Source organism: Arthrobacter sp. 05T442, assembly GCF_056395945.1.
In genome coordinates this window covers 97,529-118,227 of record NZ_JBFTKM010000010.1, presented here as the reverse complement: position 1 = coordinate 118,227, position 20,699 = coordinate 97,529, and the positions used below count along the sequence as shown (strand labels likewise).

Below are 20,699 nucleotides of genomic sequence, written 5' to 3'. Positions count from 1 at the left end.
GCAAGCGATGTGACCGCATCCGGCCGGTCAGGAACGTTCTGGTCAGGAACGCCAGCGGGTGGTCATCAGAAAGCCGACAATGGCGATGCCGAATCCGGCCACGATGTTCCCGGATGCCCATTCCTGGACGGGGAAGGCTCCCTGGCTGATGTAAAACGTAATGATCCACAGCAGGCCAATGATCATCAGGCCGAACATGACCGGTTTGAACCACACGGGGTTGGGCTTGTAGGCCTGCGCCGCAGGGGTCTGCGGCGCCACACGTGCGGTCCTCTTACGCGGCTTTGACTCGGGCACTGGTCCTCCTTGGCGGGGTGGAACAAGAGCGGAGACCAGGCTTGATATCCTGCAGGAGGCAAAGTGCCGGCGGTCAACGCGTTCTTGGTCAAGTTTGAAAATCGTAATCGCAGCAATTCTAACTGTAGTTCCGGCCCCACGGGTGTCGCCGCGGGCATCCAGGAGGAGAACCCGCGTTGGAATTCGACGCTCGCGGCTGAGGATTGCTGCGGCGCTGGTGCTTGTTGCCGGCCTACTGGTATTGATGGTTCAGATCCCTTTCCCTGAATGGCGCATTTCACCCAATTCACTGATTCGACGATTGGTTCAGCAAGGCACCCATGAGCACAACCAAGATTCTGGTCGTAGACAACTACGACAGCTTTGTTTACACCCTGGTTGGCTACCTCCAGGAACTCGGCGCGGAGACCACCGTGGTCCGAAATGACGACGTCACCCTCGCGGAAGCCATCGAGATGGCCGAGGCGCGCGACGGCGTACTCATCTCACCGGGGCCGGGAAACCCCGCAGGGGCCGGAGTCTGCATTGAGCTGATCAAGTGGTGCGGCGGCCACAGCAAGCCCATGCTCGGGGTGTGCCTGGGTCACCAGGCGCTGGCGGAGGCTTACGGCGGGATAGTGACCCACGCCCCGGAACTCATGCACGGCAAGACATCCCTGGTCGAGCACCACGGGACCAGCGTGTTTGCCGGGCTGCCCTCGCCCATTACGGCGACCCGCTACCACTCGCTTGCCGCCGTCCGCGAAAGCATCCCGGACGTCCTGGAGATCACCGCAGAGACAAGCACCGGCGTAGTGATGGGCTTGCAGCACCGCACCGCCCCCTTGTGCGGCGTCCAGTTCCACCCGGAGTCGGTGCTGACCGAGGGCGGTTACCAGATGCTGGGCAACTGGCTGGAATCGTTGGGCATGGCGGGCGCCGCCGAGCGGGCCGCGGGACTAAGCCCGCTCATCCGGCACTGACGTTCTTCGGCGCCGGTTACGAGAACCAGCGCACGGGACCTAACCCAGGAGGCTCAAGCCCTCTGTCTTCGCCGTCGGTGTCGGCGTCGGTGTCGGCGCCGGTGCCGGGGGTGGCGGCGGAGCCTTCGCCACGGTGACGGCGATGGTCTTGCCCTGTTCGACCGTTGCGTCCGCGGCGTCGCTCTGTGCGGTCACCTTGCCCGGTACCACCTGGGAATTTTCGACTTCCGTGACGCTCATCGCCAGCCCCGCAGCCTTCAGGGCGGCCTCCGCCTCGGTCCGCGGCAGTCCGATCAGCTGGGGAACGGCCACCTTGCCGGTGGAGACGACCAATTCAACCGTGCTGCCCGCGGCCACATTCTGCCCGGGCGCAGGATTCGTGGTGATGACGATGCCGGCCGGCACGGCAGGGCTGTTGCTCATGGTGGTTGTCGGAGCTCCCGTCAGGCCTTTCTGGCGCAGCACATCCCGGGCGGCCGCCTCGGTTCGGCCGGGCAGATCGGCAGGAATGGTGATGACGCTTGGACCCTCGGATATGTTGAGCGTGACGTCCGCATTGCGTTCCAGGGAGCTGCCCGCAGCAGGCACAGTGCCGATGGCGCTGCCCTTGGCAATGGCGTCATTCTGGAGCCTGTTGAGCTGCGGTTTGAGCCCGGCGTTGTAGAGCTTCTGAAGTGCCTCGGATTCGGTAAGCGAGGTCACCGTTGGAACCAGGATCCTGGCGACCGGCGGCGGCTGCTGGTTCATCAGGTTGTACAGCCACAGGCCGCCTCCGACGAGGACCAGCACAGTGAGGACCATAAGGGTCGCAATCCATGTTCGGCGCCGGGACTTCTGATAGGTGGTCTGTTCGCGCTCGGCCGGCAGGACCAGCGGAAGGCTGCCGGTGTCCGCCCGCCCATAGAGTTCGGTGTCGTGCGCCTTCAGTGGTTGGTCGTCTCCCGCTGTGTCACCGGCAGGCCGGAGACGGCCGCCCGGTACGTCGTCCAGGAACTTGGCCCCGGTCAGCGAGAAAGCAGCCGTGGGCGCTGCACCGTCGGGACGGGGAACGCTGTTGGTGGGGTCCGTGGGTGCCTCGCTCGACGCGGGCGGCGCCACTGCGACGCCGCTGCGCGCGGCCCGCAGGGCGCGCCGGAATGCTGCGGCGTCCTGGAAACGGTCGGCCCGGTTCTTCTGTAATGCCTTCATGAGCACACTGTCCAGGGCCTCGGAGACTTCGGGGTTCAGGCTGCTGGCCAGTTCGGGGATCTCGCGGACATGCTGGTAGGCCACGGACACCGGGCTGTCGCCGATGAACGGCGGGCGGCCGGCCAGCATCTCGTACAGCAGGCATCCGGCTGAATAGAGGTCGCTGCGGGCGTCCACGGTTTCGCCCCGGGCCTGTTCAGGCGAGAGGTACTGGGCAGTGCCCACGACGGCTTGTGTCTGCGTCATGGTCGCGGAGGAGTCCGCCATGGCGCGGGCAATCCCGAAGTCCATCACCTTGACGCTGTTGGACTCGGGGCAGAACATCACGTTGGCCGGCTTGATATCCCGGTGCACGATCCCGGCCTTGTGGCTGTAGTCGAGGGCCGAGAGCACGCCGAGGGTGAAGTCGACGGCCTGGTCGATCGTGACCTCCTTCGCCCTGATGAGGTCCCGGATGGTCTTGCCGGAAACGAACTCCATCACAATGTAGGGCACCCGGACCGTGTCGTCGTGGTCGCCGGGAACCGCATGGTCCCCGGTGTCGTAGACGGCCACGATCGAGGGGTGGTTCAGCGCTGCTACGGCCTGGGCCTCGCGCTTGAACCGGGCCTGGAACTGCGGATCCCGGGCCAGGTCCGGGCGCAGCAGTTTGACTGCCACGGTCCGTCCCAGCCGCGCGTCAACGCCGCGGAACACATCCGCCATCCCGCCGCGGCCAATCAGTTCACCCAGCTCATAACGCCCGCTGAGGACGCGCTGGGTGTTCACGGGGCGGCGGTCCTCCCGGTGAGACGGTGTGCGGGGCGTGTTGGACATGGCTGGCTACGGTGTCGGCTTCGTGACCGTCGGCAAAGGCGTGGCCGCGGCCGGGGCCTTGGCCAGATGGTAGGTCACCACGGAACCGCTGGCTACTTTTTGGCCCGACGCAGGATCCGAGCTGACAAAAGTTCCCGGATCCTCTTTCTTGTTGCTCGGGTCGACGTCGGCGCCCTTGACCCAGCGGAGCCCGGCATTCTGGATGGCTTGTTGGGCCGCGGCCTCCGTGGCGCCCGACGGGATCGCGGGGACCGCGACCATCTCGGGTCCCTTCGAGTAGAACACCTTGATGATCGAGCCGGGCTGGACAGGACCGGTCGGATTGATGTCGATGACTGTTCCCGGCGGGGCACTGTTGAAGGCCTCGGCGCCGTCGACCTGCAATCCCTTTGCCGTCAGCTCGTTCCGGACATCGTTGTAGGGCCGGCCCAGGTAGGCGTCCGGGAACACATTGATGGCGGCCGGGGTGGACTGGGTGGGTGTCGCGGAGCTGACAGTGGGGCTGGGGGTCGTCGCCGTGGGCGACGCCGACGGCGTGGCGCTGCTGGGCTTCGCGCTGCTGGCGGCGGAAGTGCTGGCCACCGGCTGCGAGGGGAAGAGCATGCCCGCCTGGGTAAGGGCGACACCCACGATGGCGAAGAGCACCAGCAGGATCAAGGCAATGAGCGGCCAGGTCCACGGGCTGCGGCCGCGGCGCTGCGGCTCATCAACGGGTTCGTCGTAGTCCTCGTCCTCCTGCACCCAGTTCCGCTCAGCGGCCAGGGCATCGGCGCGCGAAAGGGCGCTGCGCGCGCCGTACCCGCTGGCAGCGGCCGCTCCGGCCGCCAGGCCTGCCGCCGCTCCCGCGCCGGCGGCACCGACAACGGGCAGAGCCGATGTCGCCGACGTCGAACGGTCCCCGATGACACCCGTGGCCGTCGTCGGGATGTCCACGGGGGCGGTGATGGGACCCGTGGTTGCCTCGAAGAGGAGCATCCCGGGCACGGCGGCGTGCGCGGCGCCGATGTCACCGTCGCGGATGGCTTCGGCTGCCTCGGAGAGCTTGATGGCGTTGGCGGGCCGGCTCTTGGGATCCTTGGCCAGCATGGACATCAGCAGGGCACGGACGGGCTTAGGCAGGGTTTCGGGCAGCGGCGGCGGCGCATCGTTGACCTGGGCCAGTGCGATCGCGATCTGGGACTCCCCGGAGAAAGGGCGGTGCCCGGTGAGGCATTCGTAGCCGATCACGCCGAGCGAATAGATATCCGACGCCCCGGTGGCTGTCTGGCCGGTGGCCTGCTCCGGAGCCAGGTACTGGGCGGTGCCCATCACCTGCCCGGTCTGCGTCAGCGGAACCTGGTCCGCGAGGCGGGCGATGCCGAAGTCGGTGACTTTGACCCGTCCGTCCGGAGTGATGAGCAGGTTGCCCGGCTTGATGTCGCGGTGCACGAGACCCTGGGCGTGGGCGATGGCCAAGGCGCGCGCGGTCTGCGCGATCATCGAGAGGGTGCGATCCGGTGAGAGCACCTGCTCATGTTCGATGATGCTGCTCAGTGGCTGGCCCGGGACAAGTTCCATGACGAGGTAGGCGGAGCCCTCTTCCTCGCCGTAGTCGAACACATTGGCGATTCCCACATGGTTCAGGAGCGCGGTGTGGCGTGCCTCGGCCCGGAAGCGCTGGAGGAAGCCCGGATCGCCGGTGTATTCCTCCTTGAGGACCTTGATGGCGACGATGCGGCCAAGGACCAGGTCTTTGGCTTTCCAGACTTCTCCCATACCGCCGATCGCAATGCGCGTGGTCAGCTGGAACCTGCCGCCGAGGGTGATTCCTGATGAAGGCCTCACTTATTCAACACCGCCTCAAAAATCTTCTTCGCGTTCGGACTGGTTAGCTTTGCGCCGGTGGTGATGTCCACGCCTTGCATGACGATGGTGACAGCCACTTGCGGGTCGTTCGCCGGGGCAAACCCGGTAAACCATGAGTTGTTCAGGCCGGTACCTAGCTCCGCGGTGCCGGTCTTGCCTGCCACCTGCACGCCAGGCACGGCGGCGCCACGGGCGATGCCGTCGCTGACGACGCTGGTCATCCACTCCGTGATCTGGCGGGAGATCTCGGGCGTAGTGGAGGTCCGCAGCGGCTGGGGCTTGGGCTCGTCGATCACGCGCAGGTCCGGGGAACGGACGGCCTTGATCAGGTTCGGCTGCATCTGGACGCCGCCATTGGCGATCGCCGCGGTCATCATGTTGATCTCGAGCGGAGTAGCCCGGACGTCACGCTGGCCGATGGCTGACTGCGCCAGGCCGGCCTGGTCCAGGTCCTTGGGGAAGATGCTCTGGGCGGAGTCCAGCTTCAGCTGGTCGCCCCAGTCCTGGCCGAAACCGAATTTCTGCGCCTGGTCCGCGATGGCTTTCTCGCCCAGATCCAGTGCGATACTCGCGAACGGAGTATTGCAGGACTGCTGGAGGGCGAAAGCGAAGCTCGCCGTGGTGCGGGTGTAGCAGTTGCCCCCGGCGTAGTTCGGCAGCTTGTACTGGATGCCCGGGAAAGGCATTTCCGCCGGGTTCGGCAGTTCGCTGTCCTTGTTGTACTTGCCCGAGTTGAGCGCCGCCGCCGTATCAACGAGCTTGAACACCGATCCGGGCGCCAGGAGCGCGCCGGTGGGGCCGCTGACGTTCTGGTTCAGGTTGATTCCCGGGATCTTGTTCAGGGCGGCGTAGTTGGCCTGTTCGGCATCGGCATCCTGCGTTGCGATCTGGTTCGGATCGTAGGAGGGCTTGGAGACCATGGCCAGAATGGCCCCCGTCTTGGGGTTGGTCACCACGATGGAGCCCCGCTGGCCGTCCGGGATGAGGTCATAGGCGAGCTTCTGGATCTTCGGATCCAGGGTCAGCTCAACCGATGCGCCCTTGGGCTGGTTGCCGAGGAAGAGCTGGCCGACCCGGTCCAGGAACAGCTGGTCCGAGCTGCCGGCGAGCTGCCCGTCCATGGCCTTCTCAAGCCCGCTCAGGCCGTAGTTCTTCGAGAAGTAGCCAGTAATTCCGGCGTACAGCTCCGGCTGCGTGTAGGTCCGCTGGAATTTGCAGCTCTCGTTGCCGGCGACCGATTGCGCGATCGGGCTGCCGCCGACGATGATGGCGCCGCGGTCGTTGCAGTAGTTCTGCAGGAGGGCGCGCTTGTTCCATGCATTGGCCTTGAGCTCGTCGGCTCCCACCACCTGGACATAGCTGAGGGCGCCGAAGATCAGCGCGAACATCGCGATCGCGGCAATCCATGAATTTCGGATGGCCTGGTTCACAGGTGTTTCACCGCCTCAGTGGGTGCGTCGGGTCTGGTGCGGGCGCCGGAGGCTGCTGCCGGCTTCGAGGGCATGGCGGGGGCGCCCTTACTTGCGTCTGGAGCCTCGCCGGGAGCCATCGGCGTGGTGTCCACCGGGCTCCGAGCGGTGTGCGAAATCATCAGCAGCAGGCCGACAATGATCCAGTTGGCCAGGAGGGAAGAACCTCCGGCTGCCAGGAACGGGGTGGTCAGGCCGGTGAGAGGAATGAGCCGGGTGACGCCACCGATCACTACAAAGCACTGCAGTGCGATGGCGAAGGACAGGCCGGTCGCCAGCAGTTTTCCGAAGGCGTCCCGGGTGCCGAGCGCGGCGCGGAAGCCGCGCGTGAACAGCAGCAGGTACATCAGGACGATGGCAAAGACACCGATCAGCCCGAGTTCCTCGCCAAAGGAGGCGATGATCATGTCGCTGTTGGCAAAGGGGACGAGGTTGGGGCGCCCCTGGCCAAGACCCGTGCCGACAAGGCCGCCATTGGCCATGCCGAACAGGCCCTCCACGATCTGGAGGCTGCCGCCGAACTCCCGGCCATAGACCTCGGGCGTGAAGGCATTGATCCAGCCGTCGATCCGCAGGGCCACGTGGGAGAAGACCTTGGAGGCTACGAAGCCGCCGCCGGCCATGAGGACCACTCCGATGATCACCCAGCTGATACGGCTCGTGGCGACGTAGATCATGACCAGGAAGAGGCCGAAGAACAGAATCGACGTACCGAGGTCGCGCTGGAAGACCAGCACGCCGATGCTGACCAGCCAGGCGGTGATCATCGGCCCCATGTCCTTGAACCGGGGGAACTGCAACGGCCCGACCTTGCGTCCGGCCAGCAGGATGAGGTCCCGGTTCGAGGAGAGATAGCCGGCAAAGAAGATGGCCAGCGTGATCTTGGCGACCTCACCCGGCTGGAAGGTCATGGAGCCGATCTTGATCCAGACGCTGGCGCCCAGGACCTCGCCGGCGGAAATGCCCGGCACGAGCGGCAGGACCAGCAGGACCGCGCTGACCGCCAGTGAGATGTAGGTGAAGCGGCGCAGGATCCGGTGATCCTTCAGGAACCAGATGACCGCGATGGCGACGGCCATGGCCACCACCGTCCAGCGCAGCTGGTTGTTGCCGGTGTCTTCCCCGACATGGTCCAGGCGGTGGATCATGGCGAGGCCGAGGCCGTTGATGGCCACGACGATTGGAAGTATTACCGGATCGGCATATTTAGCGCGGATGCGAAGAACCACGTGAAACGCCAGAGCGGCAAAGGCCAGCAGGCTGGACTGGAACCAGAAGTCGGTGTCGAAGGCCTTTTCCCGGTCCACACCGACCAGAGCCTGCGCACCAATCCCGACGGCGAGGGCCAGGACCAGCAGGACGAGCTCCACGTTCCGCCGGGGCTTGGGAACCGTGTCGATGTGTGTCATTTGGCCCCCTGGCAATTCTGCGGCGTCGCCGTGGCGGAGGCCGTCGGTTGCGGCGTTCCGGAGGCGCCGGCGGTGGGTCCGGCAGCGGTCGTGGTGGGGGAGGGCGTAAGGCATTCATCCGCGGGGGCCGTGGTGCCGGTCCGCTCGAGGTTCTTCACGATCCTCTGGGCGTCATAGAGATCGCGGGCGGGCACCGTCTCGCGTACGCGCTGTTGGGAAAATTCAGGCAGATCTGACATCCGGATATCGGTCACCGCTTCGAGCGTGGAAAGTTGGATAGGGCCCAAGCGCTGGGATACCCCGTTGAAGATGGCCACATGCTGATCCTGTTCGCCGATGTAGTACCGGGTCTGGGTCCACGCGTAGCCAAGCCACAGGCCAACACCCAGAAGGGCCACGATGGCGGCTGCGATGGACACTGTCAGCCAGCGGCGGGAGCGGGTGGCAGGCTTGTAGTCCTCCGCCTCTTCGCGTGCTTGGTCCGACTTGTGCGTCAGGACCGTCGCGGCCCTGCGTGCGACGGTCCGTCCCGCAATGGACGGGATGGAGCCGGATTCCGCGGCTGCGGCTGCGGCTCCCACGAGCTCATGGGGGCGGGTGGAGAGCTCTTCGCGCAGGACCTCGGCGGACAGGTGTTCGCCCAGGTGCGGATCCGTCGCCGGCTCGGGTTCCGTTGTGTCCGTGTCTTTGCCGGATCCCTTGTTGGAGTCCGTATCGGCAGCAGTATCTGAGTCCGGAGCTGTGCCTGCGGCACCGGCCTTCGCTGCAGTCTCACGCCCGCCGGCCTTCGCGCCGTGGGGCGTCTCTTTCGACGCCGCCTCGCCCGTCCCGGCGCCGTAGGTGCTCCCGGTTCCTGGCACCGCGGCGGCGCCCGCCACCTCTGCGGACGGAGGGAGGGCTGCGCGTGCGGGGACGATGTCGACGGCGTCGGTCCGCACGTCGTCGAGCGTCTGCTCGGCGATATCAACGAGGACAACCGTCACGTTGTCCGGCGCGCCGGCCTCGAGCGTGAGGTCCACCAGGAGTTCAGCGCATTCGCGCAGATCCTTTGTCTCCCGGACGGTGCGCTCCACCACGTGGCCGGCGACGTAGTTAAGGCCATCGGAGCAGAGCAGCCAGCGCTCACCCGGCTGGACGTCGAGCGTGTCCAGGTCAAGTTCGGGGCTCGCGTCGACGTCGCCCAGGACGCGCATGAGGACGTTCTTGTGCGGATGCGTTTCCGCCTCTTCAGGGCGCAGGCGGCCTTCGTCGATGAGCCGCTGGACGAAGGTGTGGTCAACGCTGACCTGTTCGAACTCGCCCTTACGCAGGCGGTAGGCGCGGGAGTCGCCGATATGGGCGAAGTGGAGTTTGCCTTCCGCCAGCAGAAGGGCCGTGACCGTGGTGCCCATCCCGGCAAGCTTGGGGTTGATGTGGACGAGCTCGGAGAGCAACGAGTTCGCAGTCTGGATCTCATCGGCGAGGACCGTGTCGGCATCGCCGTCGTAGGTGTCGTGATCCAGGTGGATCATGTCCAGCACTGTGGCGGCGGAGGCGACATCGCCGCCCGCATGGCCGCCCATGCCGTCGGCGACGACTGCGAGGTGGCGGCCGACGTAGGCGGAGTCGTCGTTCTTTGCGCGCACGCGGCCGACGTCGGAACGTGCAGCGTAGCGCATGATGAGCGGCCGCTGGGGAACAGTTGCCTTATCCACTGCCTGGCCTGCGGAACGGTCCGGAGCAGCCATGGCTATGGCCTCAATTCGATGACCGTCTTGCCGATTCTCACGGGGACACCCAGTTCCACCGGTAGGGCCCGGGTCAGCTGCTGGTCTGCAAGATACGTGCCGTTAGTGGATCCGAGATCCTCGATGAACCAGCGGCTGCCCTGCGGAAACAGGCGGGCGTGCCGGCCGGAGGCGTAGTCGTCCTCCAGGACGAGCGTGGCTTCCTGCGCACGTCCGAGCAGGATGGGGCTTGCGGCCAGGGCGATCGTGGTGCCCCTGAGCGGTCCCTCGGTCACGACCAGCTGCCGGGCCTGCTGCCTGACGGGAGCCGGTGCCGGCTCGGCCAGGGCGGGATTCTTGCGCACCTGGCGTGCCGTCGGGGCTCCGGCCGCTGCCTTGCGTCCGATCATGAGGTCGCGGCGCATGGCGGAGACGATACTGAAAATCAGCACCCAGAGAAGGATCAGGAACCCGAAGCGCAGGGCGGTGATGGTGAGTTCGCTCATGCGCGGCCACCTGGGTTGGCGGGCAGAAGTCGGAAGATGATTTTCGTCCGTCCCATCGTGATGGTGGAGCCGTCGGTGAGTTCCGAACTGCCCACGATCTTGTGGCCGTTGACATAGCTGCCGTTGGTGGACCCGAGATCAACGGCCTCGGCTGTGCCGGATCCGGACCGGATCTCCAGATGGCGCCGCGAAACTCCGGTGTCGTCAATGAGGATGTCCGCCTCGGAGGATCGTCCGAGGACGATCGACGGGGCGTTCAACGAGTAACGCTGGCCTTCGATGTCCAGTACGGGCTGAAGCCGCGCGGGCTGGCGTGTCGGGGCCGCCGGCAGATTGCCGTAAGGGGTCGGGGCGGGGGCCGAGGGTGCGGAGGCCTTCTCGGTCCGTGACGCGATCTCGAAGTCCCCGGCGCGGCGTTCTTCGGCGCGCCGGAAGCTGATGCGGACCGGCCCCTGGAGGGTGTAGCCCTGGCTGCGCACGTGGTTGATGACGACGTCGCAAAGTTCTTCCGCGAGGGGCGTGCCCCATTCCTGGGCGCGCTGGAAGTCCTCATCACTGAGAAGGACGTCAAAAACGTTAGGGGCCAGGGTGCGTCCGGCAGCGATCGTGATGGCCTTGTTGTCCACCTCGCCGCGAAGGCGGCTGGCGATCTCGACGGGCTCAACCTGGGCGCGAGAACCGGTGGAGAAGACTCCACGGACGGCCTTTTCGATGCCGCGCTCGACTTTGTCCAGCAATCCCATGGTCCTTCTCCTTTCCTGATGGCTGCGGGGCAGCGCTCGTTCCGGAACTCGGTTTTCAACACCGTCGGGCGCCTGTTCCCGAAGGGCGCTCCTACATCAGATACTACTGGGCATGGCTGGGAATGGCCTCAATGGGCGCCCGCGCTCCGTCGACGGAAGCCGCCGTGGACCGGCCCTGACGTGGGGTGACACCCGCCCGGGGCCGTCACTGTGGCCTCCCGGGAGGGTTCGGGCGGGCAGGCGTGCGACGTGCGAAAAACGTCGATATGCCGGGCCCGGCTGCCCGATTGGTGTTTTCCCGCAGTTGTCCGTTATGCTTGATCTCGCTGCTTTTACGAGGTTGGCGGTCCGGGTAACGGACCCTTTCCGAGTGGAGGAAGTTGCGCGCGAGTGGCGGAACGGCAGACGCGCTGGCTTCAGGTGCCAGTGTCCGAAAGGGCGTGGGGGTTCAAATCCCCCCTCGCGCACGCAATGCAAAGAACCCCGGGAAATCAATGATTCCCCGGGGTTCTTTCGTGTGTCGGCCCGCGCGGACGGACCAAGGTGCGGCCTGGCGCGCCTGGGATCTGGCCATCGTACGGGGCTACCGGTGCTGGCGTCCCCGAGTGCGCATCCACGACTTGCGTCATCCCAACGAATCGTGGCTCCTTCAGGCTGGGCTCGAGATGTTCAACTGCAGAAACACCTTAGGCCACAAGAGCATCACTACGACGATCAATCGCTACTCACATATGCTTCCTGAAGCCTGCGAGGATGCGGCGGAAGCGATGGTCAAGGCATTTGGAAGCTAAGGTGCCGGCGTCCTGAAGTCAGCGGTCAGGTCGCGGGGAATGGTGCTGCCTCCTGCTCACCCATCGGCACCGGGGGAGTGCCCGGCGGTGGCACTGTCTTAACCGGCGGTGGCGGCTCCACCGTCGCTGGCCAGGCCCCGCCTGGGGTAGGAAAGCAGGCCTCCGGTGGCCGGGGTCATCGCGTACTGTCCGCGCACGGCCCTGTTCCGCCCATCGCTGCTTGCGCAACAGGCACGAATGTGGCGGATTGCGGTGTCATGGCGGCTCGTCGGCAATGTGCCATCCGGGCAATAAGAAGCACGGCAGTCTTTGGGGGAAAGACTGCCGTGCGACCGATCAAGTGTAACGGAAACCGTGCAAGGGAAAATGCCTGGGTGAAGCCGAGGGAGGGATCTAGGTCGGAGCGGGAGGCCGCGGCGAACTGGCCGCCGTCGGGGATGCCTGCGGCCTTGTGGGCGGGGATGAACGTCATGCCCGCCTGTGTCCGGCGGACCGCCGCCTGCGTCAGGAAGCCGCGGGCCCGATCATGTCCAGGGTGTACCCGTTGGGGTAGGCGGACATGCGCCCGCCCGGGGTGAACGACGGGTTCGTCGGCAGCGGACTCATCCGGGCACGGAGGGCACGGACCCGCAGCACGGTCCGGTACGCGGCCCGCAGCACTGCCGGTGCTGGCTTCAGGCCCAGGGCGACGGCGACCTCGGGTTTGTCCATCATCAGGGCCAGTACGAGGCCGGTGAACGGGCGTAGCCGCGGATGGAGCCGGACCTTCAGGGCATCCACGGTGGCGGCGAGCAGCTCGGCGCCTTCCGGGCTGGGGCCCATGTGGCGGGCTTCGTAGTCGTCCAGGAACGCGTTCGCCTCGGCCAGAGTCGCCGGCGCCGCGTCCAGACCCATCCGGCGGCCCAGTTCGGCGTAGAACGCGACGGCGGCCCGCTCCTCCAGGGGAGTGGCTTTCCGCCAGCCGTACTGGGCGATCCAGCGCAGCGGCAGCACCAGCAGCGTCATGAGCACGTACAGGAAGTCCTCCCCGGTGCCCGGGACGCCCGCATGGACCCGGCGCAGCAGGTTCACCATGGCTTGTCCGCGGTCACTGTCAAACCCGTTGGCGATGATCTCGTGGATGACGATGCCGGTGTCGTAGGAGCGTTTCATCGGTCGGGCCCGCAGTTCGCCGCGGGCCGCCAAGGTCCGCGCGATCGACGGGATGGCGAAGTTCCGGTAGTAAGAGACGAAGAACCCGGCGTGGATTTCCTTCTGGAAGTCGTAGAGCACCATGGTCCGGTAGATGCCATACAGGTCCTCGCCGCAGGGGAGGGATCGCCGGGTCTTATGCGCCAGCAGGCCGCTCACTGGGTGCGTTCCAGACCGAAGTCGGATTCGACCAGGAGCAGGTAGTCGCGGTCTTCCGCTGCCAGGCCTGAGCGGCCGCCCGCGGCGAGTTCGGCGTCCCAGATTTCCACGATCATCCTGTGCAGGCGTTCTTCGGGGAGTGCGTCGGCGTCGGCTTCCAGCATCCGGTCCGTCGGCCGGTCTGCAAGTGCCCGTTCGCGGATTTGCGCCACCTTGGCGATGGTGCGAAGCAGCCGGGCTGCCGCCCGGCGCTCGGTGATGCGGCCGGCGACGGGCGGGATCGTCAGCCCGACACCGACCAGGGTAATGGCGACCATTTCGAACGGGTGGACAGGGATGGCCTGCGCCCAGGGCAGCGACAGGTCCGGGATGGCGGCCTCGAGCTCCCCAGCGACCATGTCCGCCATGACAGCGACGGCCACAAGGCAGCCGAGGCCCACCATGGAAAAGCCCACGCGGAAGGACTGCCGCATTTGGGGCACGTACCGGAAGCACGTCCAGGCAATTTGGCCGCACGACCAAGCGATGAAGAAGATCATCATCAGCGAGAACAAGGAGGTGGCGATGGCGTGGCGGTGGTCGCCGGCCCAAGCGGTGGTGGACGTAGAAATGCCGGCGAGGAAAAAGAAGATTGCCTGCAACGCCAGGGTCAAGGTCAGGGGCAGGGCGCGCACCCAGCCGGGGCGGGTGTCCGTGTCGGGGGACACGGCGCTCAGGACGGCGGCGCGCAGGTACCAGAGGCCGACGATCATGAAGGAGTTCAGTGCAAGCTTGACCATGTTCGCCCCGCCCAGGGCCGGGTCGAGGGCGAGATACAGGGACGGGTCCAGGAGCAGGGAGGACGCGCCGGCGAACACGGCGGCCATGAAGACGGTGTCCCGGCCTTTCCGGACCAGTGCGGGGATCCGGGCTGCGGCAAGGAGCAGCAGGGCTCCGGCCATGATGAGCTGCATCATCCGAACACAGCCCCGAAGTTACCCGGCTGGGCGTTGTGGCGGAAGCCGGAGTTGCGGATCCGCATGGCGAGCCGGTCGGCGAGGATTTCGGCGGTGACTTCGAATTCGTCCATGAAGTCGGTGCGTTTCAGGGCGGTGAGGACCCGGTCCGGGTCAAGGTCCGGGAAGAATACTTTCACGTAGTCGTGGCTGACCGTCTCCTGCTCGTGGCGGAGGATCATGTGGGCGAACTCGTGCAGCACGATCTGCTGCCGGTGGACCTCGGAGGCCCCCTTGGCGTGCAGGATCAGGTCCATGTCATCCAGGCCGAACCAGAGTCCGCAGACCTTGTCGGTCGGGGTGCCATCCATGGGCTGGATGAAGATGGGCCGGCCGCGGGTGCCTTCCAGGTGCCGGCGGATGGATCCGAGGGAAACAGGGTCAGCCAGGTGCAAGTGTTCCTCGGCTGCTTGAGCCCGTGCGCGGGCAGCGCGGTAATCCATGGATAGATCCTTGTGAGGGTTGGTTGAGACCCGAAGCCCCCATCTCCGAGTCCGAGCCTAGCAGGACAGGAAGAGCCGTCACCTGTCCGAGGACGATGGGTCGCGCGGAGTGTTTGCGAGCTGTTGGTCGATGATGTTCCGGATTTGCAGGAGCGTCTCGGCGGAGAGCCCGTCCAGCTGGCGGGCGGCGAAATTGCGGACCTTGTTGGCGCGCATCGTGGCGAGCAGGTCCATCTGCGCTTCGACGCGTTCGGGAAGCTCGCCCTGGTCTTCGAGAAGGTAGTCGGGGTGGACCCCGAAAAAGGCGGCCAGGTTGCGGAGGAGGTCGGGTTTCTTTACCTCGGGGCCGGAGCCGTTGCGCATGTAGTGCCACCGCGCGCGGGACAACGGCGTGCCGGCGTCGGCCATGGCGTCGCGGATGTCGTTGAAGGCGATTTTGCGGCCTTCGGCTTCGGCGGCGTCCAGGAGCAGGTTCAGCTTCCTGGCCAGCGGTGAACTGTGGCGGTCGGGGATCGACGCGTCTTCGGTCACGACGGGTCCTTTCGACGGGGTTCCACATGGTTGGACATGTCTAATCTTCGCAGGTACGCTCATCACAAGGAAATTGGACATGCCCAAAAGGGCAGGATTCCCGTGCCTTACCTTTGGGGGGCAGAAAGGCCGCGCACTATTCAGTGCGCGGCCTTTATGCGTCACTGCGAGGGGGTCAGCAAGGTCCCCGTGAAAGCCATGCCCAGGTAGCACTCGCGCACGCAAATGAGGAACCCCGGTCTTTGACCGGGGTCCATTGCTTAAACTCCCGGAGTGTCGACCCCGTGGGCGCGCCACCGGCCTCAGCGCCGGAGGGAGCCGAAACCGGAAATGAGCGCCTCGAGGCCCAGGCTGAAGGCGGCGTCGGCCGGCTTCTCGAAACCCTGCCCGGCAAGGCTTGCGACGGCGGCGGTGAAGTTCGGCGTCGACGACGCCATGCTGCCCGAATCGAAGATGTCCGCCGGTGCCGTGACGTCGTAGGCGGAGCCGAAAATGAAGGATTCCAGCGCCACGATGGCCGAGATGATGCGCTCCTGCGGAAATCCTGCCCGGCTGAACCCGGCGCTCACGGCCTCATACATGGCGAGCGTCTTCGGAGCGTCGGTCACGGGCAGCACGGCGATGACCGGGATCAGCGGTGTGTGCTTGGAAAAGACGTCCCGGTAGCTCCAGGCCCAGTCCCGGACGGCCTGCTCCCAGGGTTCGGAGTCGAAAGCCGACACGTCCACGAGCGAGGTCAGGTGGTCCTGGACGAGGACCAGCACCTCCCGTTTGGAGGAAACGTGGTTGTAGAGGGCCGACGGCGCCACGTTCAACGTCCGCGCGAGTGCGGCCATGGTCAGGCTTTTGTAGCCACTTCTTCCGACCAGTTGGAGGGCCGCCGACGTGATGCCGCCCAGGTCCAGGACGGCAGCGGCCGGCCTGCCCGCCCGGCGCCGCGGTTCGGCGTCGACGGGGTGGGGGTCAGCAGGGGCGCTCGTGGCTGCCGGCATTTCCTGGCCTTTCCGGTGGGGTGTCCCAAAGTTTCTTCCATTGTGCACTTCTTTGCGCAGGGGTCTTCCCCGTCGCGCGGCAAGCCGCTATAGTCGATCTAAATGAATGACATTCATTTAGTGGTCCGCATCGCTCTTGCGGACACGGAGAGGACATCATGCTGGAATTTGATCGCGACGTCGTCATCGTGGGAGCCGGCCCTGCCGGGCTGACCGCAGCCCGGGCATTGAAGGAGGCCGGCCTGAGCGTGGCAGTCCTGGAGGCGCGGGACCGCGTCGGCGGCCGTACGTGGACGGACACCATTGACGGCGCCATGCTGGAAATCGGCGGCCAGTGGGTGTCGCCGGACCAGACGGAACTGCTGGCGCTCCTGGACGAGCTCGGCCTGGAAACCTACTCCCGCTACCGCGAAGGGAAATCCGTCTACATCGGCGCCGACGGCAAGCGCACCCTCTACACCGGAGACACCTTCCCGGTCAGCGAAACCACCGCCGCTGAGATGGACAAGCTCACGGCCCTGCTCGACTCGCTGGCTGCGGAAATTGGTCCGTCCGAACCCTGGGCACACCCGAAGGCCCGGGAACTGGACACCATCTCCTTCCATCACTGGCTGCGCCAGAACTCCTCGGACGAGGAAGCCTGCAACAACATCGGCCTGTTCATAGCCGGGGGCATGCTGACGAAGCCGGCGCACGCTTTCTCCGCGCTGCAGGCGGTGCTCATGGCCGCCTCCGCCGGATCCTTCACCCACCTGACCGACGAGGACTTCATCCTGGACAAGCGCGTGATCGGCGGGATGCAGCAGGTGTCCCTGCTGCAGGCCGCGGAGCTGGGTGACGACGTTGTACTGGGCAGCCCGGTCCGGACGATCAACTGGGAAGCCGCCGCGCCCGGCGACGATGCCGCCGGCTACAAGGTAACCGCCGTGTCCGAACGCGCCACCGTGCGTGCCCGCTTCGTCATCATGGCCGTGCCGCCGAACCTGTACTCGCGCGTCTCCTTTAATCCGCCGCTCCCGCGCCGCCAGCACCAGATGCACCAGCACCAGTCGCTCGGCCTCGTCATCAAAGTGCACGCCGTCTACAGCTCGCCCTTCTGGCGCGAAGAGGGCCTCTCGGGAACCTCCTTCGGCGCCGGCGCCCTGGTCCAGGAGGTCTACGACAACACCAACCACGAGGACCCCCGCGGCACGCTGGTGGGCTTCGTCTCGGACGAAAAGGCCGACGCCATGTTCGAGCTCAGTGCCGAGGACCGCCGCCGGGCCATCCTGGAGTCGATCGCAGGCTTCCTGGGCGGCAAGGCCCTCGAACCCGAGGTCTACTACGAGTCCGACTGGGGCTCCGAGGAATGGACCCGCGGAGCCTACGCCGCCAGCTACGACCTTGGCGGCCTGCACCGCTACGGCAAGGACCAGCACGCCCCCGTGGGCCCGATCTACTGGTCCTCCTCCGATCTGGCGGCCGAGGGCTACCAGCATGTCGACGGCGCCGTGCGCATGGGCCGTCTCACGGCTGCACGCGTCGCAGCCGCCGCGGACCGTGCCTCCGTGGCGCGGTAGGTATCAACGAGCGCCCGGAAAGGATGTCCCGGATGCGACATGTAGTGGGGTATTCAGCCAACGCCCGCGGGCACGATGCGGTCAACCTTGCTATCTCGCTGGCCCGAGGCCGGGGCGCCACCCTTGAGCTGGTGCTGGTGGTGCCCGAGGTCCTCCAGTACGGTGCCGCGCATGCACCCAAAGCCGGGTTCGAGAGCCTGCTGAACGAGCAGGCGCAACAGTGGCTTGAGGACGCCCTGGCGCTGGTTCCGGACGACGTTCCGGTCAACGCGCACATCCGCACCGCTGACTCAGAGGCCGAGGCGCTGATTGAGGCAGGCGAGGAACTTATGGCAGAGATGCTGATCATCGGGGCCACCAGCGGCGGGCTCTTCAAGCGGTTCACGATCGGTTCGGTGGCCAGTGCACTGCTGCACGCGGCCACCGTGCCGGTAGCGCTTGCGCCCCATGGCTACCACCGCAGGCAGGCCCTGACCCGGATCAGTTGCGGCCTGGGCAACCGTGCCGGGGCAGGGAAGCTGCTGGAGTTCGCAGTGGCAGCGGCATCCGAACGCAAGGTGCCGTTGCGGGTGGTCTCGCTCCTGACGATCGACGGCGGCGACTTGCCCAATGCGGCCCAGGACGCCCGGGAGTACGCGGTGAAAAGCGTCGCCGCGGCCCGGGCGGCATGTGTCCCGGGCGACCGGGAACCCGGCGAGCCCGAGATCGTCGTGGCCCAGGGCCGCAGCATCGAGGAAGCGGTGGACCGCCTCGACTGGCAGGACGGTGAAGCCCTCCTGATCGGATCCAGCCGCCTGGCCCGGCACCGGTCAATCTTCCTGGGCAGCACCGCCGGACGGATCCTGCGGGCACTTCCTGTTCCGATGATCGTGGTCCCCAGCGGCTACGAGCGCATTACTGAGCCGGCAGGCTCAGACCATTCAACGTCGAATGAAACCTCCGGAGAGACACAACAATGAGTACCGAACATGCGATGTCCAAGGCCTCGCACACCGACCACCGCTCCGGCCAGCACGCCGGGGACCACAAAGGGCTCAGCGACAAGGGCCTCAAGGCCGGATCGGTGGGCCTGATCGGCGCCGTCGTCATCGGTGTGTCCTGCATCGCCCCCGCATACACCCTGACGGCTGCCCTGGGGCCGACCGTCTCCGAGGTGGGCGTGCACCTCCCGGCGATCTTCCTCGTCGGCTTCATTCCGATGCTGCTGGTGGCACTGGGCTACCGGGAGCTGAACAACGCCATGCCCGACGCCGGGACCTCGTTCACGTGGGCTTCCCGGGCATTCGGTCCGTGGATCGGCTGGATGGGCGGCTGGGGGCTCATCGCGGCAACCATCATCGTCCTCTCCAACCTGGCGGCCGTCGCGGTGGACTTCTTCTACCTCATGCTGGCCCAGCTTTTCGGCAACCCCGGGCTGGCCGACCTCAGCAAGGTCCTGCCGCTCAATATCGCCACCACGGTCGTGTTCATCGCCCTGGCGTGCTGGATCTCCTACCGCGGCATGGAAACCACCAAAGGTGTCCAGTACGTGCTGGTGGGGTTCCAGCTCCTGGTTCTGGGCTGGTTCGCCGTGGCCGCATTCAGCCACGTGGCCAACGGAACCGCCTTTGACGCGACAGCCATCGCACCGGACTGGTTCAACCCCTTTGCCGTCGGATCCTTCTCCGCCTTCGCGGCCGGCGTTTCGCTGTCCATCTTCATCTACTGGGGCTGGGACGTCACGCTGACCATGAACGAGGAGACCAGGAACCCGGAAAAGACCCCCGGCCGCGCAGCCACGGTCACGGTGCTGGTCATCGTAATCATCTACATGACCGTCGCCCTTGCCACGCTGTCCTTCGCCGGGACCGGCGACACCGGGCTGGGAACCGGCAACCCCGAGAACCAGGGCAGCATCTTCGCCGTCCTCGCCGGCCCCGTGATGGGCCCGTTTGCCATCTTGATGTCCCTGGCCATCCTGAGCAGCTCCGCGGCGTCGCTGCAGTCCACGTTTGTCTCACCGGCCCGTACCCTCTTGTCCATGGGGCACTACAAGGCGCTGCCGCTGAAGTTCGGCCGGATCAGCCCGAGCTACAAGTCCCCAAGCTACGCCACCATCGCCTCGGCTGTGGCGGCCGCCGCCTTCTACGTCATCACCCGGACCACCTCCGAGAACGCCCTGTGGGACACCATCACGGCCCTCGGCATGATGATCTGCTTCTACTACGGCATCACGGCCCTGGCCTGCGTCTGGTTCTTCCGCGCCCGGGCCTTCAGCGGGGCCCACTCGTTCTTCTTCAAGTTCCTTGCGCCGCTGCTGGGCGGCATCACGTTGCTGGTCATGTTCGTCAAGACCGCCTATGACTCCATGGACCCCGACTATGGTTCGGGATCGTCCATCGGCGGCCTGGGCCTCGTCTTCGTCCTGGGCATGGGCGTGATCCTGCTGGGCGTGGCGCTGATGCTGGTCATGGCAATGGCCCGGCCCGAGTTCTTCAAGGGACACGTCCTGGCCCGCGGGATCTAGGGGACGGGAAGGTCCTCCACGGTCGCCACTGGAAAGTAAGCACACTTACCAATAAGCTGTCGGGCGGGGGACCTTCCTCCGTTGGAACGAGAACGAGGTGACGGCATGTCGGACTCCGCAAGCATCAGCAAAGTAACGGACATCATCAACGATTCCCACATCGGAATGTTCACCACCCTCAATGAAGCGGGCGCGCTCGTCAGCCGCCCCCTGGCCGTACAGGACGTCCAGGACGACGGCGACATGTGGTTCTTCACCTCGGCGAACAGCTCGCAGGTGGCCCATGTCCGCGCCAACCCGGCCGTGAACGTCTGCTTTGGCCGGCGCACCGAATGGGTCTCGGTTGCGGGCACGGCGGACGTCGTGACGGACCGTCAGAAGATCCACGACATGTGGAACCAGGTCGTGGAGGCCTGGTTCCCGGATGGACCGGACACACCCGAGGTTGTCCTGCTGCACGTGCACTCGGACTCGGCCGAGTACTGGACCAGCCCGGGTGGTACGGCCGCAACGGTCCTGCAGTGGATCAAGTCCAAGGTCACGCACAGCCGGATGAGCGTAGGCGAGAGCGGGACCGTGGAGTTATAGGCT

General features: G+C 66.1%; 19 protein-coding genes and 1 tRNA gene. 7 read left to right on the top strand and 13 right to left on the bottom strand.

Annotated elements, in window-relative coordinates; genetic code table 11:
- Positions 1–42 precede the first annotated feature (42 nt).
- Positions 43–297: a cell division protein CrgA gene (locus AC1DES_RS11710; RefSeq protein WP_476895867.1), complete on the bottom strand. Its 255-nt coding sequence runs from the start codon at positions 295–297 to the stop codon at positions 43–45.
- Positions 298–617: 320 nt separating this feature from the next.
- On the opposite strand from AC1DES_RS11710, the gene AC1DES_RS11705 reads away from it, so the two are divergent.
- Positions 618–1,259, top strand: a complete 642-nt coding sequence (locus tag AC1DES_RS11705; RefSeq protein WP_476895866.1) for an anthranilate synthase component II — start codon at positions 618–620, stop codon at positions 1,257–1,259.
- A gap of 39 nt (positions 1,260–1,298) precedes the next feature.
- On the opposite strand, the gene pknB is transcribed toward AC1DES_RS11705, so the two are convergent.
- The 7 genes from pknB to AC1DES_RS11670 are packed head-to-tail and all read right to left on the bottom strand — an operon-like array spanning position 1,299 to position 10,941.
- The gene (gene pknB, locus AC1DES_RS11700; protein ID WP_476895865.1) at positions 1,299–3,263 is read right to left on the bottom strand and encodes a Stk1 family PASTA domain-containing Ser/Thr kinase; all 1,965 of its coding nucleotides are present in this window, start codon (positions 3,261–3,263) and stop codon (positions 1,299–1,301) included.
- A gap of 6 nt (positions 3,264–3,269) precedes the next feature.
- Positions 3,270–5,087 carry a protein kinase domain-containing protein gene (locus AC1DES_RS11695; protein ID WP_476895864.1) on the bottom strand — a complete coding sequence of 606 codons (1,818 nt, stop codon included), beginning with the start codon at positions 5,085–5,087 and terminating at the stop codon, positions 3,270–3,272.
- Complete coding sequence (locus tag AC1DES_RS11690) at positions 5,084–6,538, bottom strand: peptidoglycan D,D-transpeptidase FtsI family protein (protein WP_476895863.1); 1,455 nt, start codon at positions 6,536–6,538, stop codon at positions 5,084–5,086. Before AC1DES_RS11690 ends, AC1DES_RS11695 begins: the two co-directional genes overlap by 4 nt.
- Positions 6,535–7,986: an FtsW/RodA/SpoVE family cell cycle protein gene (locus AC1DES_RS11685; protein WP_476895862.1), complete on the bottom strand. Its 1,452-nt coding sequence runs from the start codon at positions 7,984–7,986 to the stop codon at positions 6,535–6,537. The genes AC1DES_RS11690 and AC1DES_RS11685 overlap by 4 nt, the downstream gene beginning before the upstream one ends.
- Positions 7,983–9,713 carry a PP2C family protein-serine/threonine phosphatase gene (locus AC1DES_RS11680; protein WP_476895861.1) on the bottom strand — a complete coding sequence of 577 codons (1,731 nt, stop codon included), beginning with the start codon at positions 9,711–9,713 and terminating at the stop codon, positions 7,983–7,985. The genes AC1DES_RS11685 and AC1DES_RS11680 overlap by 4 nt, the downstream gene beginning before the upstream one ends.
- A 2-nt stretch (positions 9,714–9,715) precedes the next feature.
- Positions 9,716–10,198, bottom strand: a complete 483-nt coding sequence (locus AC1DES_RS11675; RefSeq protein ID WP_476895860.1) for an FHA domain-containing protein FhaB/FipA — start codon at positions 10,196–10,198, stop codon at positions 9,716–9,718.
- A complete protein-coding gene (locus AC1DES_RS11670) occupies positions 10,195–10,941 on the bottom strand; it encodes an FhaA domain-containing protein (protein WP_476895859.1) in 747 nt (248 codons plus the stop codon). Before AC1DES_RS11670 ends, AC1DES_RS11675 begins: the two co-directional genes overlap by 4 nt.
- A 384-nt stretch (positions 10,942–11,325) precedes the next feature.
- Between AC1DES_RS11670 and AC1DES_RS11665 the strand changes: the two genes are divergently transcribed.
- Positions 11,326–11,408: transfer RNA gene (locus AC1DES_RS11665), tRNA-Leu, on the top strand.
- Positions 11,409–11,435: 27 nt separating this feature from the next.
- Positions 11,436–11,732, top strand: coding sequence for a tyrosine-type recombinase/integrase (locus AC1DES_RS11660; RefSeq protein WP_476895858.1), 297 nt, complete (start codon positions 11,436–11,438; stop codon positions 11,730–11,732).
- A 504-nt stretch (positions 11,733–12,236) separates the two neighbouring features.
- On the opposite strand, the gene AC1DES_RS11655 is transcribed toward AC1DES_RS11660, so the two are convergent.
- The 5 genes from AC1DES_RS11655 to AC1DES_RS11635 all read right to left on the bottom strand — a co-directional run bounded on the left by AC1DES_RS11655 (position 12,237) and on the right by AC1DES_RS11635 (position 16,043).
- Positions 12,237–13,082, bottom strand: a complete 846-nt coding sequence (locus AC1DES_RS11655; protein ID WP_476895857.1) for an oxygenase MpaB family protein — start codon at positions 13,080–13,082, stop codon at positions 12,237–12,239.
- On the bottom strand, positions 13,079–14,038 hold the full coding sequence (locus AC1DES_RS11650) for a hypothetical protein (RefSeq protein WP_476895856.1): 960 nt from the start codon (positions 14,036–14,038) through the stop codon (positions 13,079–13,081). Before AC1DES_RS11650 ends, AC1DES_RS11655 begins: the two co-directional genes overlap by 4 nt.
- Positions 14,035–14,520, bottom strand: a complete 486-nt coding sequence (locus AC1DES_RS11645) for a hypothetical protein (protein WP_476895855.1) — start codon at positions 14,518–14,520, stop codon at positions 14,035–14,037. The genes AC1DES_RS11650 and AC1DES_RS11645 overlap by 4 nt, the downstream gene beginning before the upstream one ends.
- 78 nt (positions 14,521–14,598) lie before the next feature.
- Entirely contained in the window at positions 14,599–15,051 is a 453-nt protein-coding gene (locus AC1DES_RS11640) for a hypothetical protein (protein ID WP_476895854.1), read from the bottom strand.
- A 302-nt stretch (positions 15,052–15,353) separates the two neighbouring features.
- Positions 15,354–16,043, bottom strand: a complete 690-nt coding sequence (locus AC1DES_RS11635; RefSeq protein ID WP_476895853.1) for a TetR/AcrR family transcriptional regulator — start codon at positions 16,041–16,043, stop codon at positions 15,354–15,356.
- Between the two features lie 158 nt (positions 16,044–16,201).
- Here AC1DES_RS11635 and AC1DES_RS11630 point away from each other — a divergent pair, with 158 nt between their 5' ends.
- From AC1DES_RS11630 to AC1DES_RS11615, 4 genes are all read left to right on the top strand, one after another.
- Positions 16,202–17,602, top strand: coding sequence for a flavin monoamine oxidase family protein (locus AC1DES_RS11630; protein ID WP_476895852.1), 1,401 nt, complete (start codon positions 16,202–16,204; stop codon positions 17,600–17,602).
- A gap of 32 nt (positions 17,603–17,634) precedes the next feature.
- The gene (locus AC1DES_RS11625; RefSeq protein WP_476895851.1) at positions 17,635–18,561 is read left to right on the top strand and encodes a universal stress protein; all 927 of its coding nucleotides are present in this window, start codon (positions 17,635–17,637) and stop codon (positions 18,559–18,561) included.
- A gap of 14 nt (positions 18,562–18,575) precedes the next feature.
- On the top strand, positions 18,576–20,108 hold the full coding sequence (locus AC1DES_RS11620; protein ID WP_476895897.1) for an APC family permease: 1,533 nt from the start codon (positions 18,576–18,578) through the stop codon (positions 20,106–20,108).
- Positions 20,109–20,213: 105 nt separating this feature from the next.
- Positions 20,214–20,696, top strand: a complete 483-nt coding sequence (locus tag AC1DES_RS11615; protein WP_476895850.1) for a pyridoxamine 5'-phosphate oxidase family protein — start codon at positions 20,214–20,216, stop codon at positions 20,694–20,696.
- Positions 20,697–20,699 lie beyond the last annotated feature (3 nt).

Bases quoted from the DNA above. Each gene is read 5' to 3' on its own strand.
- AC1DES_RS11675 (WP_476895860.1), bottom strand. From the start codon at position 10,198: ATGAGCGAACTCACCATCACCGCCCTGCGCTTCGGGTTCCTGATCCTT.
- AC1DES_RS11615 (WP_476895850.1), top strand. From the start codon at position 20,214: ATGTCGGACTCCGCAAGCATCAGCAAAGTAACGGACATCATCAACGAT.
- AC1DES_RS11635 (WP_476895853.1), bottom strand. From the start codon at position 16,043: ATGCCGGCAGCCACGAGCGCCCCTGCTGACCCCCACCCCGTCGACGCC.
- AC1DES_RS11670 (WP_476895859.1), bottom strand. From the start codon at position 10,941: ATGGGATTGCTGGACAAAGTCGAGCGCGGCATCGAAAAGGCCGTCCGT.
- pknB (WP_476895865.1), bottom strand. From the start codon at position 3,263: ATGTCCAACACGCCCCGCACACCGTCTCACCGGGAGGACCGCCGCCCC.
- AC1DES_RS11620 (WP_476895897.1), top strand. From the start codon at position 18,576: ATGTCCAAGGCCTCGCACACCGACCACCGCTCCGGCCAGCACGCCGGG.
- AC1DES_RS11685 (WP_476895862.1), bottom strand. From the start codon at position 7,986: ATGACACACATCGACACGGTTCCCAAGCCCCGGCGGAACGTGGAGCTC.
- AC1DES_RS11625 (WP_476895851.1), top strand. From the start codon at position 17,635: ATGCGACATGTAGTGGGGTATTCAGCCAACGCCCGCGGGCACGATGCG.
- AC1DES_RS11660 (WP_476895858.1), top strand. From the start codon at position 11,436: ATGATTCCCCGGGGTTCTTTCGTGTGTCGGCCCGCGCGGACGGACCAA.
- AC1DES_RS11680 (WP_476895861.1), bottom strand. From the start codon at position 9,713: ATGGCTGCTCCGGACCGTTCCGCAGGCCAGGCAGTGGATAAGGCAACT.
- AC1DES_RS11630 (WP_476895852.1), top strand. From the start codon at position 16,202: ATGCTGGAATTTGATCGCGACGTCGTCATCGTGGGAGCCGGCCCTGCC.
- AC1DES_RS11645 (WP_476895855.1), bottom strand. From the start codon at position 14,520: ATGGATTACCGCGCTGCCCGCGCACGGGCTCAAGCAGCCGAGGAACAC.
- AC1DES_RS11650 (WP_476895856.1), bottom strand. From the start codon at position 14,038: ATGATGCAGCTCATCATGGCCGGAGCCCTGCTGCTCCTTGCCGCAGCC.
- AC1DES_RS11705 (WP_476895866.1), top strand. From the start codon at position 618: ATGAGCACAACCAAGATTCTGGTCGTAGACAACTACGACAGCTTTGTT.